The following is a 14,901-nucleotide window of genomic DNA, read 5'->3' on the forward strand; positions in this document are numbered from 1 at the left end:
ACAAGCTAGTTTTTGAACGAGCAAGCAAGCTCATCATTTATGGAGAGTTTGATCTTGGCTCAGGACGAACGCTGGCGGCGTGCCTAATACATGCAAGTCGAGCGCGGGAAGCAGGCAGATCCCTTCGGGGTGAAGCCTGTGGAACGAGCGGCGGACGGGTGAGTAACACGTGGGCAACCTGCCTGTGAGATCGGGATAACTCCGGGAAACCGGGGCTAATACCGGGTAATCCCTTCCTCCGCATGGAGAAAGGTTGAAAGGCGGCCTTTTGGCTGTCACTTACAGATGGGCCCGCGGCGCATTAGCTAGTTGGTAGGGTAATGGCCTACCAAGGCAACGATGCGTAGCCGACCTGAGAGGGTGATCGGCCACACTGGGACTGAGACACGGCCCAGACTCCTACGGGAGGCAGCAGTAGGGAATCTTCCGCAATGGACGAAAGTCTGACGGAGCAACGCCGCGTGAACGATGAAGGTCTTCGGATCGTAAAGTTCTGTTGTCAGGGAAGAACAAGTACCGTTTGAACAAGGCGGTACCTTGACGGTACCTGACGAGGAAGCCCCGGCTAACTACGTGCCAGCAGCCGCGGTAATACGTAGGGGGCAAGCGTTGTCCGGAATTATTGGGCGTAAAGCGCGCGCAGGCGGTTCCTTAAGTCTGATGTGAAAGCCCACGGCTTAACCGTGGAGGGTCATTGGAAACTGGGGAACTTGAGTACAGAAGAGGAGAGCGGAATTCCACGTGTAGCGGTGAAATGCGTAGATATGTGGAGGAACACCAGTGGCGAAGGCGGCTCTCTGGTCTGTAACTGACGCTGAGGCGCGAAAGCGTGGGGAGCGAACAGGATTAGATACCCTGGTAGTCCACGCCGTAAACGATGAGTGCTAGGTGTTAGGGGGTTTCCGCCCCTTAGTGCTGAAGTTAACGCATTAAGCACTCCGCCTGGGGAGTACGGCCGCAAGGCTGAAACTCAAAAGAATTGACGGGGGCCCGCACAAGCGGTGGAGCATGTGGTTTAATTCGAAGCAACGCGAAGAACCTTACCAGGTCTTGACATCCTCTGACCCCTCTAGAGATAGAGGTTTCCCTTCGGGGACAGAGTGACAGGTGGTGCATGGTTGTCGTCAGCTCGTGTCGTGAGATGTTGGGTTAAGTCCCGCAACGAGCGCAACCCTTGACCTTAGTTGCCAGCATTCAGTTGGGCACTCTAGGGTGACTGCCGGTGACAAACCGGAGGAAGGTGGGGATGACGTCAAATCATCATGCCCCTTATGACCTGGGCTACACACGTGCTACAATGGATGGTACAAAGGGAAGCGAAACCGCGAGGTGAAGCAAATCCCATAAAACCATTCTCAGTTCGGATTGCAGGCTGCAACTCGCCTGCATGAAGCCGGAATCGCTAGTAATCGCGGATCAGCATGCCGCGGTGAATACGTTCCCGGGCCTTGTACACACCGCCCGTCACACCACGAGAGTTGGCAACACCCGAAGTCGGTGAGGTAACCTTTTGGAGCCAGCCGCCGAAGGTGGGGCCAATGATTGGGGTGAAGTCGTAACAAGGTAGCCGTATCGGAAGGTGCGGCTGGATCACCTCCTTTCTAAGGATAAATTAGCTCTTACGAGCTAAACACAGGACATACTTGGTTGTTTGGTTCAGTTTTGAGGGATCAATTCCCTTAATTACTACTTGTACCTTGAAAACTAGATAAGATAAATAGGAAGTGAAGGCGACTGCTCAGCAGGAGCTGGAACTAGACTATGCAAGACATTCAACGACATTGAAGTAACACGTCATTCACGAACGATAAGTTAAGTGAAGAAGGGCGCACGGTGGATGCCTTGGCACTAGGAGCCGATGAAGGACGGGACAAACACCGATATGTCTCGGGGAGCCGTACGTAGGCATTGATCCGGGAATTTCCGAATGGGGGAACCCCCTGCCCGTAATGGGGCAGGACGCTTATCTGAATTCATAGGATAAGTGAGGCAGACCCGGGGAACTGAAACATCTCAGTACCCGGAGGAAGAGAAAGCAAATGCGATTTCCCAAGTAGCGGCGAGCGAAACGGAAACAGCCTAAACCAGAGAGCTTGCTCTCTGGGGTTGTAGGACACTCCATCGGAGTTACCAAGAAACAGTTTAAGCGAATCGATCTGGAACGATCAGCCAAAGAAGGTAAGAGCCCTGTAGTTGAAAGATTGTTTCCTCCGGAGTGGATCCTGAGTACGGCGGAACACGAGGAATTCCGTCGGAATCCGGGAGGACCATCTCCCAAGGCTAAATACTCCCTAGTGACCGATAGTGAACCAGTACCGTGAGGGAAAGGTGAAAAGCACCCCGGAAGGGGAGTGAAAGAGAACCTGAAACCGTGTGCCTACAAGTAGTCGAAGCCCGTTAATGGGTGACGGCGTGCCTTTTGTAGAATGAACCGGCGAGTTACGATCTCCTGCAAGGTTAAGTCGGATAGACGGAGCCGCAGCGAAAGCGAGTCTGAACAGGGCGAATCGAGTAGGGGGTCGTAGACCCGAAACCGTGTGATCTACCCATGTCCAGGGTGAAGGTCAGGTAACACTGACTGGAGGCCCGAACCCACGCGTGTTGAAAAACGCGGGGATGAGGTGTGGGTAGGGGTGAAATGCCAATCGAACACGGAGATAGCTGGTTCTCTCCGAAATAGCTTTAGGGCTAGCCTCAAGAGTTGAGTACTGGAGGTAGAGCACTGATTGGACTAGGGGCCCTCATCGGGTTACCGAATTCAGTCAAACTCCGAATGCCAGCCACTCGATCTTGGGAGTCAGACTATGGGTGATAAGGTTCATAGTCGAAAGGGAAACAGCCCAGACCGCCAGCTAAGGTCCCAAAGTATACGTTAAGTGGAAAAGGATGTGGAGTTGCTTAGACAACCAGGATGTTGGCTTAGAAGCAGCCATCATTTAAAGAGTGCGTAATAGCTCACTGGTCGAGTGACTCTGCGCCGAAAATATACCGGGGCTAAACGTATCACCGAAGCTGCGGATTGTTCTTGCGAACAATGGTAGGAGAGCGTTCTAAGTGCAGCGAAGTCAGACCGTGAGGACTGGTGGAGCGCTTAGAAGTGAGAATGCCGGTATGAGTAGCGAAAAAAGAGTGAGAATCTCTTTCACCGAAAGCCTAAGGTTTCCTGAGGAAGGCTCGTCCGCTCAGGGTTAGTCGGGACCTAAGCCGAGGCCGAAAGGCGTAGGCGATGGACAACAGGTGGATATTCCTGTACCACCTCCTTTCCGTTTGAACGACGGGGGGACGCAGAAGGATAAGGAAAGCGCACTGCTGGTCATGTGCGCCCAAGCAGTAAGAGAGTCGGATAGGCAAATCCGTCCGGCAATCTCAAGCTGTGATGGGGAGGGAAATAAAGTACCGAAGTTCCTGATTTCACACTGCCAAGAAAAGCCTCTAGTGAGGAAAGAGGTGCCCGTACCGCAAACCGACACAGGTAGGCGAGGAGAGAATCCTAAGGTGATCGGGAGAACTCTCGTTAAGGAACTCGGCAAAATGACCCCGTAACTTCGGGAGAAGGGGTGCTTCTTTTGCGAGAAGCCGCAGTGAATAGGCCCAAGCGACTGTTTAGCAAAAACACAGGTCTCTGCGAAGCCGTAAGGCGAAGTATAGGGGCTGACACCTGCCCGGTGCTGGAAGGTTAAGGGGACGCGTTAGCCGCAAGGCGAAGCGTTGAACCGAAGCCCCAGTAAACGGCGGCCGTAACTATAACGGTCCTAAGGTAGCGAAATTCCTTGTCGGGTAAGTTCCGACCCGCACGAAAGGTGCAACGACTTGGGCACTGTCTCAACGAGAGACCCGGTGAAATTATACTATGCGTGAAGATGCGCATTACCCGCGACAGGACGGAAAGACCCCGTGGAGCTTTACTGTAGCCTGATATTGAATGTTGGTACAGCTTGTACAGGATAGGTGGGAGCCTTAGAAACCGGAGCGCTAGCTTCGGTGGAGGCGCCGGTGGGATACCACCCTGGCTGTACGGACCTTCTAACCCAGGACCGTGATCCGGTCCGGAGACAGTGTCAGGTGGGCAGTTTGACTGGGGCGGTCGCCTCCCAAAGAGTAACGGAGGCGCCCAAAGGTTCCCTCAGAATGGTTGGAAATCATTCGCAGAGTGTAAAGGCAGAAGGGAGCTTGACTGCGAGACCTACAAGTCGAGCAGGGACGAAAGTCGGGCTTAGTGATCCGGCGGTGCCGTATGGAAGGGCCGTCGCTCAACGGATAAAAGCTACCCCGGGGATAACAGGCTTATCTCCCCCAAGAGTCCACATCGACGGGGAGGTTTGGCACCTCGATGTCGGCTCATCGCATCCTGGGGCTGTAGTCGGTCCCAAGGGTTGGGCTGTTCGCCCATTAAAGCGGTACGCGAGCTGGGTTCAGAACGTCGTGAGACAGTTCGGTCCCTATCCGTCGTGGGCGTTGGAAGTTTGAGAGGAGCTGTCCTTAGTACGAGAGGACCGGGATGGACACACCGCTGGTGTACCAGTTGTTCCGCCAGGAGCATAGCTGGGTAGCTACGTGTGGAAGGGATAAGTGCTGAAAGCATCTAAGCATGAAGCCCACCTCTAGATGAGACTTCCCATCATTTTAAATGAGTAAGATCCCTCAGAGACGATGAGGTTGATAGGTCCGAGGTGGAAGCGTGGTGACACGTGCAGCTGACGGATACTAATCGATCGAGGACTTAACTTAAGTATAAAGCGTCGCGGGCTTGGTCAGATGCGACACGCATAAGCCAGTCACCGAAAAGCCCTGCTTTATGGGCTTGTAGGGGAATGACTTATGACGCGAGCATCTAGCCCGCAGAGCTGGATTCAAACGTGTGAAGTTCGTTGATGTCTTCCTTCTTATCTAGTTTTGAAGGAACAAGTGTTAAATACATTTAAAAAAGGCTTGCTTTTTAGTCTTAATGTTTATATAATATATCTTGTCCTTAAAATTACATATTGTCTGGTGACAATAGCGGAGAGGCCACACCTGTTCCCATGCCGAACACAGCAGTTAAGCTCTCCAGCGCCCATGGTAGTTGGGGCTTTGCCCCTGCGAGAGTAGGACGCCGCCAGGCAAACAAAGACATCCTTGAATGAGTCAGTCTCGTTCAAGGGTGTTTTTTTGTTTCCAACCACGATTTATTGTTACTTGAGTTTTTAGCAGTTGATACAAAATGCGCATTAGATGGTTAAAATCTGTCTTTGACAAAATGTGTATTCCAGTGCTGCGGAAATACCCTTCGCTTTCCGCGGGCGTCTGGTGAGCTTCCTCGAGCTAACGCTCTGCGGGAACTCACCGAGACTTTTCTCCCACAGAACAGGTGTTTTCAGTATGAGGAGTAACCGCAGTCCCAAGGAAAGCTACGGCAGCGATACATCGCAAGAAGGAAATCGGTTTATATTCTCGATGATTCTACATGTTCTATCTCTACTGTTAAGGGCTTTTCAAACAGTACTATTCTCGGACAGAATTGGTTAATTAGTCTCCTTCTTTACAGAAATCGATACTAAGCCGTGGGAATATGCGAGACTCCTGTGGGAAAGGAACAGTCTGAAGATCCCGCAGGTACGGTCTTTGTACCGAGGAAGCTGAAGCGTTCCCCACGGAAAGCGAGTATTTTCCCACAGCGCCGGATAATCACTCATTCTGTATAGGATGGCAGAAAGTCATGAAAGAGTATACCGCAGTCTTAAACCAATGTTAGGCAAAAAAAAGCACCCTATGCTGCGTCTAAGGGTGTAAGGGGGATTGAGCAAAAGTTGCTCTGGGCTATTTTTTGAATTCTTCATTTGTGTGCAGTCCAAATCGTCCAGCGATCTTTTTCATGAATACTGTCAGCGAAATAGGCAAGTTGTTTCTTTATGTAACCAACTAAAATATCCATTTCTTTATCTGTGAGTTCGTGAAGAATGGCACGCCCGGTTCTGGCCTTTAAGTCCTCTTCCAAACAATGGACTGAATTATAGTGTTTGCGGGTCTCCCAAAAAACAGTAGAGTGGACTTCAGTAAAGCCAGCATCCTGTAAAAATTGATGTACATCATTGGCCAGTGGTCTTCTATCACGTTCAAAAGAGATCAAGTTGGGAAAAGCTTCAAAAAAATAACCACGGACATGGTTCTTATTGCCTGGCAGCAAACAATCCTCCAATGTCCGATCCTGTATAAAGGCAATTCCGTCCGGCTTCAATAAGCGGTGCATTTCTTCAAACAACAAAGGAAGATCGCTAAGATGATGAATGACTGCCCGATTCAGAATTAGGTCAAATTGTTCATTTTCCAGCCCGGTATCAGCAGCATCGCCCCAAACAAAGGAAGTATTTCCTTCGTTTTCGCAATATTTGCGGGCGGTAGTGAGCATTTCTTTCGAAAAGTCTAAACCAACTATTTCCCTGGCACCCATTTGGGCAAGCGCCTTTGTATAAATGCCTCCCCCGCACCCTAAGTCCAATACCCTTTTGCCTTCAACATCTACATGCGACAGTAAAAGATTTTCCCAAAGTGGATCCACATCACGATTAGTATAGGAAAGCCTTATTGCTTTTGAATGAAAATCGACGGCCATAGAGCCACCTCCAGTAAACACAAACTTTTGATTATTATATAATTCGTTGGTAATAAAATCCATCCTACTTTGTGATTAAAAATGATCTGGTACAAACAACTCCAGCTATAATTTTCATAGAATACAATATAACGAATTTTAGAGTTTGATGTATAGGTTTCGTTAGATTAGGAAAGACTAAGCTAACGGAGGTGGAGAATATGGGAAGCAAGAGCATTTATGAAACATGCGGGGTTTGCGGAGTAGAAAAGCAGAAAGGGATTCATTTATACACACTATATATTTGTTGTGAATGTGAACAGAAAATCATTCATACGGAACCATCCGATGCAGCTTATCAGTATTACTTGGATAAATTAAAAAATATGAAACAAACAAAATTATATTCATAGATAAACAAGCCCTTATACCTTCGGGATAAGGGCTTTATCTATTTGATGGAGTAATAAAAATTCCAAGATGTTATACTGAAAACAAATAAGCTGCAGTTCCTGTTTGCGGCTTTTTTCCGATAATACAAAAGGGTGACGACAATGAACCAAGATTTAACTCCTTTATTTGGAGCCTTACAAACTTTTTCGCAACAAAACCCTATTTCTTTTCATGTACCGGGCCATAAAAACGGTGAGATTTTCGCTGAAAATGGATTAGAGATCTTTGAGCATATACTTCGAACAGATGTAACAGAATTGACCGGGCTGGACGACTTGCATGCAGCAACAGGCGCCATTAAACAGGCGCAGGATCTTGCAGCAAAGTGGTTTGGTGCTGACGAAACGTTTTTTCTGGTAGGCGGTAGTACCGCTGGTAACTTGGCAATGATGCTGACGGCGGCAAGGCTTGGTAGAAAAGTACTCGTCCAGCGTAATTGTCACAAGTCCATACTTAACGGTCTGGAGTTAAGCGGGTTGGAGCCGGTCTTCGTGGCCCCTGCTTACGATGAAAGGGTTGGCCGTTATACTGCTCCCGCCTTGGACACGATCAGGCAGGCAATTGATCAGTATCCTGAAGTTGGCGCCATTGTCCTGACCTACCCGGATTATTTTGGTACGGCGTTTGATCTTCCATCCGTGGTGGAGATGGCCCATCAGCGAAATATCGCCGTACTGGTGGATGAGGCTCATGGCGTCCATTTTTCTCTTTCGGAAACGTTTCCTGCTTCTGCACTAGCGTCAGGAGCAGACCTTGTCGTCCAATCAGCTCATAAGATGGCTCCGGCCCTGACAATGGCGTCTTTTCTGCATATCAAGTCACATATAATCGACAGGGAAGATGTTGCTCATTACTTGCAAATGCTTCAATCGAGCAGCCCATCCTACCCATTAATGGCAAGTCTTGACTTGGCGCGTTACTATTTAGCCGGGATCAAAGAAAATACGTTACAATCCATTCTTGAAAGTATCACCCGTCTGCGCCGGGTACTTTCTGCCGCAGAGGGGTGGGAAGTGCTGCCAAATGAAGCTGGGGCAGATGACCCGCTGAAAATCACGTTGGAGGTAGACAAGCGTTGGTCTGGCATCCAAGTTGCTAAACTGTTTGAAGAACAGGACATCTATCCCGAGCTTTCTACGGAAAATCAGGTTCTTTTCATTCATGGCCTTGCTCCTTTTCAAGAATGGGAAAGGCTGCAAACAGCAGTAGAAAAGACTTCTCGGCGATTAAAATTCCTTCCCAACCGTGATACAATAGGAATAGGAAGTGTACAGATCGAACAACAGCAAATCCACTCATTGGAAGTTTCTTATCAAACGATGAACCGGATGAGGAAAGAGTTCATTGGGTGGGCCAGTGTAGAAGGAAAAGTAGCAGCACAGGCTGTCATTCCATATCCGCCAGGTATTCCATTGCTGTTAAAAGGAGAAAAAGTAACATCAGTCCATATAAAGATGATAAACTATTTAATAAAGCAAGGAATAAACTTTCAAAATCATAACATTGAACAAGGCATGTATTGTCTGAGATAGGTACAGCTCTAAAGGAGAATGAATGTGCAAGGACACTTTATAACGTTTGAAGGCGGAGAGGGAGCCGGAAAAACCTCGGTATTAAAAGAAATAGAGAAAAAACTGACGGAGGAAGGCTATTCAGTAACAGCTACGCGGGAACCTGGTGGAATTGAAATAGCCGAAAAAATCAGGCAGATTATTTTGGAGCCTTCCCATACAGCCATGGACGGAAAGACAGAGGTGTTGCTTTATGCGGCAGCCAGGCGTCAGCATTTAGTGGAAAAGGTACTTCCAGCTCTCAAACAAGGACGAATCGTTTTATGCGATCGTTTTGTTGACAGCAGCCTGGCCTATCAAGGATATGCTCGCGGTCTGGGAATGGAGGAAGTATATCAAATAAACCAGTTCGCCATCCGTGATTGCATGCCGGATTTGACACTATTTTTTGATATACGGCCGGAAGTTGGTTTAAAGCGGATTGCAGAAAATGTTTCACGTGAAAAAAACCGGTTGGATTTAGAAAAACAACAGTTCCATGATAGCGTTTATCAGGCTTATCGAATGCTATTGGAAAAGTTTCCAAACAGAATTTCTCCAATCAATGCAGAAAACGACTTAGCCACCGTAACAGAAGAAGCTTACCAGAAAATTGTTTCTTTTTTGCATTAAAGAGGAATGATATTACTCTACAAGCAAAGGGTTGACGGTGTTCCATTAGCATTCCAGGTCGCTCTGCGAACAGGTTTGTTTGCTTAAAAAATAGAATATGGATAAACGAAAAAGGAGAGAAAAGAAATGAAGCTGATTTTGGCAGTGGTACAGGATAAGGACACGAATCGCCTGACAGATGCTTTGAGAGAAGGGAATTATAAAACGACGAAGTTATCCTCTACCGGTGGTTTCCTAAAGGAAGGGAATACCACATTGATGATTGGTTGTGACGATAAAGACGTCGACGGAGCCCTCGATATTATCCGCAATAATTGCAGCCAGCGTGAACAAATGGTAGCGCCGATTTCTCCGATGGGTGGAAACGCGGATTCTTACATCCCACGTCCCATCGAAGTGGAAGTTGGCGGTGCGACTGTCTTTGTATTACCGGTGGAATCTTTCTTTCAATTTTAGATAAAAAGAGGAGAAGTAATGAAAATATCACAAGAGATGCGTTCAAAAGTGGAGGCATCACCGAAAAATATCCCTCAAGTAGACAGAGGAAACAAGCGTTTTGGAACCTTGGTAGAATCACAAAGCCAAAAGCTAAAAGAGATGGAATTGCAAAAATTAATGTCTGATCTTACCGCTCAAGGGGAAAGACTGGCGCGTGCCCGGTCTTTCCGGGATTTGGCCAAGTATAAACGTATGGTGAAAAACTTTGTCAAGGAAGCTGTGCAATATGGGATGGAATTAAAACATTCTCACAGCTGGAACATGGATGGAAACAACCGAAAACTCACGACAGTGGAAAATATCGACGAAAAGCTGGTGGAGTTGACGGAAGGTGTACTGGAACAGGAAAAAAAGCCGATTGATATACTAGGCCTGATTGGAGAAATTAAAGGGCTGCTGGTTAATTTATATACTTAAGGTCAGCGAGTAAGGATGAAAGTAAATGAAAACATGGTCTGATATAGCATCCATACAACCATTAGTAGCCAGGATGCTGACGAATAGTCTGGCGAAACAGCGGGTTTCCCATGCTTATTTATTTCAGGGAAACCGGGGGACAGGAAAAAAAGCCATCAGCATGGTGTTGGCAAAAAGCATCTTTTGCCGCCATAAAAACGGTCAGGAGCCCTGTCAGCAGTGCAAGGATTGTCAGCGGATAGAATCCGGCAACCACCCGGATGTACACTGGATCATACCGGATGGCCATTCTATCAAGAAAGAACAAATCCTCCACTTACAAAAGGAGTTTACGTACACAGGGTTGGAATCGAATCAGAAGGTCTATATCATAGAAGACGCAGAAAAAATGACAGCCAATGCATCCAATCGGCTGTTAAAATTTTTAGAAGAGCCAAGTAAACAGACAACGGCGATGCTTCTCACTTCTAACAGTCAGGCCATCCTGCAGACGATTCGGTCTAGATGCCAAATCATGGCTCTCAAGCCTTTGAACGCAGCCAATTTACAGCGGCAGCTGCAGGAGGAAGGATTATCTTCCTCCAATGCAAGATTGATCTCCGCGCTTACCAACAATATCACCGAAGCACTAGAAATAGGCCATGATGACTGGTTTGCTAATGCCAGAAAGATAGTGGTACAATTAACAGAAGTACTCCAGTCGAAACCGGAGGAAGCCATGTTGTTCATCAATAATCAATGGATGCCTCATTTTAAAGAGAGACAACAGATGCAAAGAGGCTTGGACTTGTTATTGTTATGGTTCAAAGACATTGTCTATAGCTTTGTAGACAACGAGGAAGCGATCATTTTCATCAATGAAAAAGATAAGCTTTCTCAAGCCTCCCTGCATTGGTCGAAACAGGAAACGACCGATGCTTTGCAGCGGATTCTGGAGGCTAAAAGAAAATTGGAACAAAATGTGCATCCGGCTTTGGCAATGGAGCAGCTTACACTTCATTTGAAGAGGTGAATGACAGATGGTAGAAGTGATTGGCGTCCGTTTTAAAAAAGCGGGTAAAATATATTATTTCGACCCAGCCGGGAATATCATTTCCAAAGACGATTATGTTATTGTAGAAACGGTCCGAGGAATTGAATTCGGCAAAGTGGTCATTTCCAATAAACGGGTGGATGAGGAAGATGTTGTACTCCCATTGAAAAAAGTCATCCGTTTGGCAACCGAGAAGGATAAATTATCGGTGGTGGAAAATCAGGAAAGTTCGCATGAGGCACATCGGATTTGCGAACAAAAGATCCGGGAACATAACCTGGATATGAACTTAGTCGAGGTCGAGTACACCTTTGACCGTAATAAAGTTATTTTTTATTTCACTGCAGACGGAAGGGTCGATTTCCGGAACCTGGTCAAGGATTTAGCTTCTGTATTCAAAACAAGAATTGAATTACGGCAAATCGGGGTTCGGGATGAGGCGAAGTTGCTTGGTGGTGTCGGACCGTGTGGACGGATGCTCTGCTGTTCCACCTTCCTGGGCGACTTTGAACCTGTATCGATCAAAATGGCAAAGGATCAGAATTTGTCTTTGAATCCAGCTAAAATATCTGGACTATGCGGACGTTTGATGTGCTGTTTGAAATATGAAAATGATGAGTATGAAACAGCGAAAAAAATCCTGCCTGACTTAGGGGAGAAAATCACAACCGGCTACGGAGCAGGAAAAGTTGTTGGATTGAATATTCTGGAACGACTCGTCCAAATCGAAATTCCCGAAAAGGAAAGAGTAATTGAATATACAATCGATGAACTTATCGATGAAGGAGTCATATCTACGCAAGCCACGGAATGATGGGGTGGAAAGACGCGTGAATAAAAAAGAAGTTTTTGAACAAGTCACAGATATGGAAGAGAAAATCGGTCAGTTATACCAGCAATTGGGAGATTTGAAAAATTACTTAGCCGAACTGCTAGAAGAAAATCATCGTCTCGCAGTCGAGAATCATCATTTGCGCAACCGATTGGAAAGCAGTACCGAACAAGAAGAACAAAAAGAAACAGGCAAGAGCAGCAGCTCTGAAGTACCGGTTGGCGAAGGCTATGATAATTTAGCGCGTTTGTATGAAGAAGGGTTTCATATTTGTAACGTTCATTTTGGCAGTCCGCGCCAGGATGAAGACTGCTTGTTTTGCTTGTTATTTCTAAATAAAAGCAAATAGAGGGACGGGCGTTCTAGCGCACGAACCATTGGGAACAGGACTGAATTCAAGGATTTCTTTGATTCAGTCCTTCTTTTCATACAGACTGATTTTTTAAAAAGCGGGTAGGTGAATGGCTATCACGCTAAAGGAAGAAAGGATTTGGAATCGTGGAAGAAGTTGTATTGAAGAACGGGGAGAGGCTTGACTACTTACTGGCAGAAGAAAACATGAAAATCATCCAGAGCCCGGAAGTGTTCGCTTTTTCTTTGGACGCTGTGCTGCTGGCTGATTTCACGTATGTACCGGTAAAGCAGGGGAACATCCTCGACTTGTGTACCGGAAATGGGGTAATCCCCTTACTGTTGAGCAGGCGGTCCCGTGCCCATATCACCGGAGTGGAAATACAGAGCAGGCTGTACGATATGGCAAAGAGAAACGTTACCATCAATGACTTGAACGGTCAAATCGCCATGGTACACGGAGATTTAAAGGACATGCCTTCACAATTCGGAAATGGTCCTTTTGACTTGGTCACCTGTAATCCCCCTTATTTTCAAACACCGCAGAAAAATGAGCAAAACAGTAATGCGTACTTAACGATTGCCAGACATGAAATTTATTGCACGTTAGAAGATGTCGTGGCAGCATGCAGTAAATTGGTCCGACCTGGTGGAAAAGTGGCGATGGTGCACAGGCCGGGACGTCTGGTAGATTTGCTGACACTGTACCGTAAGTATAAAATCGAGCCGAAAAAACTTCGATTCGTGTATCCAAAGGCTGGAAAGGAAGCCAACATTCTTTTGATTGAAGGGACGCGCGATGGAAAACCCGACTTGAAGATGCTTCCGCCTCTTTATACTTTTGATGAGCAAGGAAACTATACGAAAGAACTTGAGGAAATCTTGTATGGAAAACGATAAAACCCACATGGTTTACATGTTGCAATGTAACGATGGGACGTTATATACCGGTTATACAAACAATTTAAAAAAACGTATTACCATGCATGAGAATGGTAAAGGGGCTAAATATACAAGGGGCAGGGGGCCGTTTCAGCTGGTGTTCTGTCAGTCTTTTTCGTCGAAAGAAGAAGCAATGCATGAAGAATACCAAATAAAGCAGCTTTCACGAAAACAGAAGGATAAACTGATTAAATCTTTTACAGAAGGGCATGATGGGAGATGAACATCCAAAGCAGTTTTCAAGGGACTTTTTCCGGAGGAACTCTTTATTTGGTTCCGACACCGATTGGCAATCTTGATGATATTACGCTGCGAGCCTTACATACATTGAAGACGGTCGATTTTATTGCAGCAGAGGATACAAGGAATACCAAAAAATTGATGAATCACTTCTCGATCGAAAAACCGTTAATCAGTTACCATGAACACAATAAACAGGCGAGAGAAGCAGGTTTGTTGGAAAAACTTCAAGAGGGAAAAGACATCGCCTTGGTTAGTGACGCCGGAATGCCGGCCATTTCCGATCCTGGATATGAAATGGTAAATGCAGCATTGGAATGCAATTTACCGGTGGTCACACTTCCCGGCGCCAATGCAGCCTTGTGTGCATTGGTGGGTTCTGGTCTTTCACCGCGTGAATTCTATTTTTATGGATTCTTGCCCCGAAAGAAAAAAGACAGAGAAGCAGAGCTTGATTTGTTGAAGCATGTTCGGGCTACCTTGTTGTTTTATGAGTCCCCCCATCGGTTGAAAGAAACGTTGAAGTCGATTGGCGAACAATTGGGAAACCGCAGGGTTTCGCTGGCAAGAGAATTGACGAAACGATATGAAGAATATATTCGCGGGACAGCTCAGGAAGTGCTTCGGTGGGCAGAAGAAAAACAAATAAAGGGAGAATTTTGTATTGTGGTCGAAGGTGGCACAGAAACTGCCCAGGCAGACACTGATTGGTGGGAGGACTGGACACTTAAGGAGCATGTGGCTTATTACATGGAGCAAGGGGAAAGCAGCAAGGATGCAATCAAACAAACAGCGGTCGATAGGAAAATGCCGAAACGGGACGTGTATCAGGCTTTTCATGTTGAATAAAAAAAGGCCTCTATGCAAAGATAGGGGCCTTTTACTATTACTTATCCAAACGAGATTGTATCTCTTTCAATAACTCCTGTGCGCCTTCAGGGCTCAGCACTAACTTGCCGTTGGCTAATGAAAGATTATCATCAGAGATTTCTCCAGTGATATGGCATGTCATGTTTGGCTTGTACTTCTTCAGGATAATGCGATCATCATCCACATAAATCTCCAAAGCATCTTTTTCATTGATACCAAGGGTACGACGAAGCTCAATTGGAATAACAACTCGACCTAACTCATCCACCTTACGGACGATTCCAGTAGATTTCATAAAATTTTCTCCCCTCATTTCGTCAGAATTCGACAACTATTTAGCAATAGCGTACCAGTGTTTTACATAAGTGTCAATTAATTTTTTCTAGAAAATGACTATTTTGTCCAATTACTAATATATTCCCCTTTTTAGAGGGATAGATATAGGTGGTTGGACCGATAAAAAAACCATAATTTTCATACGGGATTCACCAGATATCTTTATTTTTTCGACTAT

General features: G+C 46.4%; 13 protein-coding genes and 3 rRNA genes. 14 read left to right on the forward strand and 2 right to left on the reverse strand.

Translation table 11 applies throughout. From position 1 onward, the window contains the following. The first annotated feature begins 36 nt into the window (after window positions 1–36). The 3 genes from ERJ70_RS19390 to rrf all read left to right on the forward strand — a co-directional run bounded on the left by ERJ70_RS19390 (window position 37) and on the right by rrf (window position 5,101). Window positions 37–1,601 (forward strand): 16S ribosomal RNA (locus ERJ70_RS19390). A gap of 209 nt (window positions 1,602–1,810) precedes the next feature. Next, window positions 1,811–4,728: ribosomal RNA gene (locus ERJ70_RS19395) — 23S ribosomal RNA — on the forward strand. 257 nt (window positions 4,729–4,985) lie between these two features. Further along, window positions 4,986–5,101, forward strand: a 5S ribosomal RNA gene (gene rrf, locus ERJ70_RS19400). The 16S, 23S and 5S rRNA genes sit together here, the layout of an rRNA operon. A 711-nt stretch (window positions 5,102–5,812) precedes the next feature. Here the strand turns inward: rrf and ERJ70_RS19405 are convergent. Then, window positions 5,813–6,589, reverse strand: a complete 777-nt coding sequence (locus tag ERJ70_RS19405) for a class I SAM-dependent methyltransferase (protein WP_209366349.1) — start codon at window positions 6,587–6,589, stop codon at window positions 5,813–5,815. Window positions 6,590–6,789: 200 nt separating this feature from the next. Here ERJ70_RS19405 and ERJ70_RS19410 point away from each other — a divergent pair, with 200 nt between their 5' ends. The 11 genes from ERJ70_RS19410 (at window position 6,790) to rsmI (ending at window position 14,366) form a co-directional block, all read left to right on the forward strand. Continuing rightward, window positions 6,790–6,981, forward strand: a complete 192-nt coding sequence (locus tag ERJ70_RS19410; protein ID WP_209366350.1) for a sigma factor G inhibitor Gin — start codon at window positions 6,790–6,792, stop codon at window positions 6,979–6,981. Window positions 6,982–7,122: 141 nt separating this feature from the next. Then, on the forward strand, window positions 7,123–8,553 hold the full coding sequence (locus ERJ70_RS19415; RefSeq protein ID WP_209366351.1) for an aminotransferase class I/II-fold pyridoxal phosphate-dependent enzyme: 1,431 nt from the start codon (window positions 7,123–7,125) through the stop codon (window positions 8,551–8,553). Window positions 8,554–8,577: 24 nt separating this feature from the next. Continuing rightward, window positions 8,578–9,204 carry a dTMP kinase gene (gene tmk, locus ERJ70_RS19420; protein WP_209366352.1) on the forward strand — a complete coding sequence of 209 codons (627 nt, stop codon included), beginning with the start codon at window positions 8,578–8,580 and terminating at the stop codon, window positions 9,202–9,204. Between the two features lie 126 nt (window positions 9,205–9,330). Beyond that, window positions 9,331–9,660, forward strand: a complete 330-nt coding sequence (gene darA, locus ERJ70_RS19425) for a cyclic di-AMP receptor DarA (RefSeq protein WP_209366353.1) — start codon at window positions 9,331–9,333, stop codon at window positions 9,658–9,660. 18 nt (window positions 9,661–9,678) lie between these two features. Beyond that, window positions 9,679–10,119, forward strand: coding sequence for a YaaR family protein (locus tag ERJ70_RS19430; RefSeq protein WP_209366354.1), 441 nt, complete (start codon window positions 9,679–9,681; stop codon window positions 10,117–10,119). A 25-nt stretch (window positions 10,120–10,144) separates the two neighbouring features. Next, entirely contained in the window at window positions 10,145–11,131 is a 987-nt protein-coding gene (gene holB / locus ERJ70_RS19435; RefSeq protein WP_209366355.1) for a DNA polymerase III subunit delta', read from the forward strand. 7 nt (window positions 11,132–11,138) lie between these two features. After that, window positions 11,139–11,966 carry a PSP1 domain-containing protein gene (locus ERJ70_RS19440; RefSeq protein ID WP_209366356.1) on the forward strand — a complete coding sequence of 276 codons (828 nt, stop codon included), beginning with the start codon at window positions 11,139–11,141 and terminating at the stop codon, window positions 11,964–11,966. A 16-nt stretch (window positions 11,967–11,982) separates the two neighbouring features. Continuing rightward, window positions 11,983–12,333, forward strand: coding sequence for a DNA replication initiation control protein YabA (gene yabA, locus ERJ70_RS19445; protein ID WP_026568963.1), 351 nt, complete (start codon window positions 11,983–11,985; stop codon window positions 12,331–12,333). A gap of 209 nt (window positions 12,334–12,542) precedes the next feature. Continuing rightward, window positions 12,543–13,235, forward strand: a complete 693-nt coding sequence (locus ERJ70_RS19450; protein WP_209369574.1) for a tRNA1(Val) (adenine(37)-N6)-methyltransferase — start codon at window positions 12,543–12,545, stop codon at window positions 13,233–13,235. After that, a complete protein-coding gene (locus ERJ70_RS19455; protein ID WP_209366357.1) occupies window positions 13,222–13,500 on the forward strand; it encodes a GIY-YIG nuclease family protein in 279 nt (92 codons plus the stop codon). Before ERJ70_RS19450 ends, ERJ70_RS19455 begins: the two co-directional genes overlap by 14 nt. Then, window positions 13,497–14,366, forward strand: a complete 870-nt coding sequence (rsmI, locus tag ERJ70_RS19460; protein ID WP_209366358.1) for a 16S rRNA (cytidine(1402)-2'-O)-methyltransferase — start codon at window positions 13,497–13,499, stop codon at window positions 14,364–14,366. The genes ERJ70_RS19455 and rsmI overlap by 4 nt, the downstream gene beginning before the upstream one ends. Before the next feature lie 37 nt (window positions 14,367–14,403). On the opposite strand, the gene abrB is transcribed toward rsmI, so the two are convergent. Then, window positions 14,404–14,682, reverse strand: a complete 279-nt coding sequence (gene abrB / locus ERJ70_RS19465; protein ID WP_026568967.1) for a transition state genes transcriptional regulator AbrB — start codon at window positions 14,680–14,682, stop codon at window positions 14,404–14,406. Window positions 14,683–14,901: the final 219 nt, after the last annotated feature.

It is taken from the genome of Sediminibacillus dalangtanensis, assembly GCF_017792025.1.
GTDB lineage: Bacteria > Bacillota > Bacilli > Bacillales > Amphibacillaceae > Sediminibacillus > Sediminibacillus dalangtanensis.

Coding starts and splice junctions, on each gene's coding strand:
- ERJ70_RS19430 (WP_209366354.1), top strand. CDS start 9,679: ATGAAAATATCACAAGAGATGCGTTCAAAAGTGGAGGCATCACCGAAA.
- ERJ70_RS19455 (WP_209366357.1), top strand. CDS start 13,222: ATGGAAAACGATAAAACCCACATGGTTTACATGTTGCAATGTAACGAT.
- ERJ70_RS19405 (WP_209366349.1), bottom strand. CDS start 6,589: ATGGCCGTCGATTTTCATTCAAAAGCAATAAGGCTTTCCTATACTAAT.
- holB (WP_209366355.1), top strand. CDS start 10,145: ATGAAAACATGGTCTGATATAGCATCCATACAACCATTAGTAGCCAGG.
- abrB (WP_026568967.1), bottom strand. CDS start 14,682: ATGAAATCTACTGGAATCGTCCGTAAGGTGGATGAGTTAGGTCGAGTT.
- ERJ70_RS19450 (WP_209369574.1), top strand. CDS start 12,543: ATGAAAATCATCCAGAGCCCGGAAGTGTTCGCTTTTTCTTTGGACGCT.
- ERJ70_RS19410 (WP_209366350.1), top strand. CDS start 6,790: ATGGGAAGCAAGAGCATTTATGAAACATGCGGGGTTTGCGGAGTAGAA.
- ERJ70_RS19415 (WP_209366351.1), top strand. CDS start 7,123: ATGAACCAAGATTTAACTCCTTTATTTGGAGCCTTACAAACTTTTTCG.
- rsmI (WP_209366358.1), top strand. CDS start 13,497: ATGAACATCCAAAGCAGTTTTCAAGGGACTTTTTCCGGAGGAACTCTT.
- darA (WP_209366353.1), top strand. CDS start 9,331: ATGAAGCTGATTTTGGCAGTGGTACAGGATAAGGACACGAATCGCCTG.
- ERJ70_RS19440 (WP_209366356.1), top strand. CDS start 11,139: ATGGTAGAAGTGATTGGCGTCCGTTTTAAAAAAGCGGGTAAAATATAT.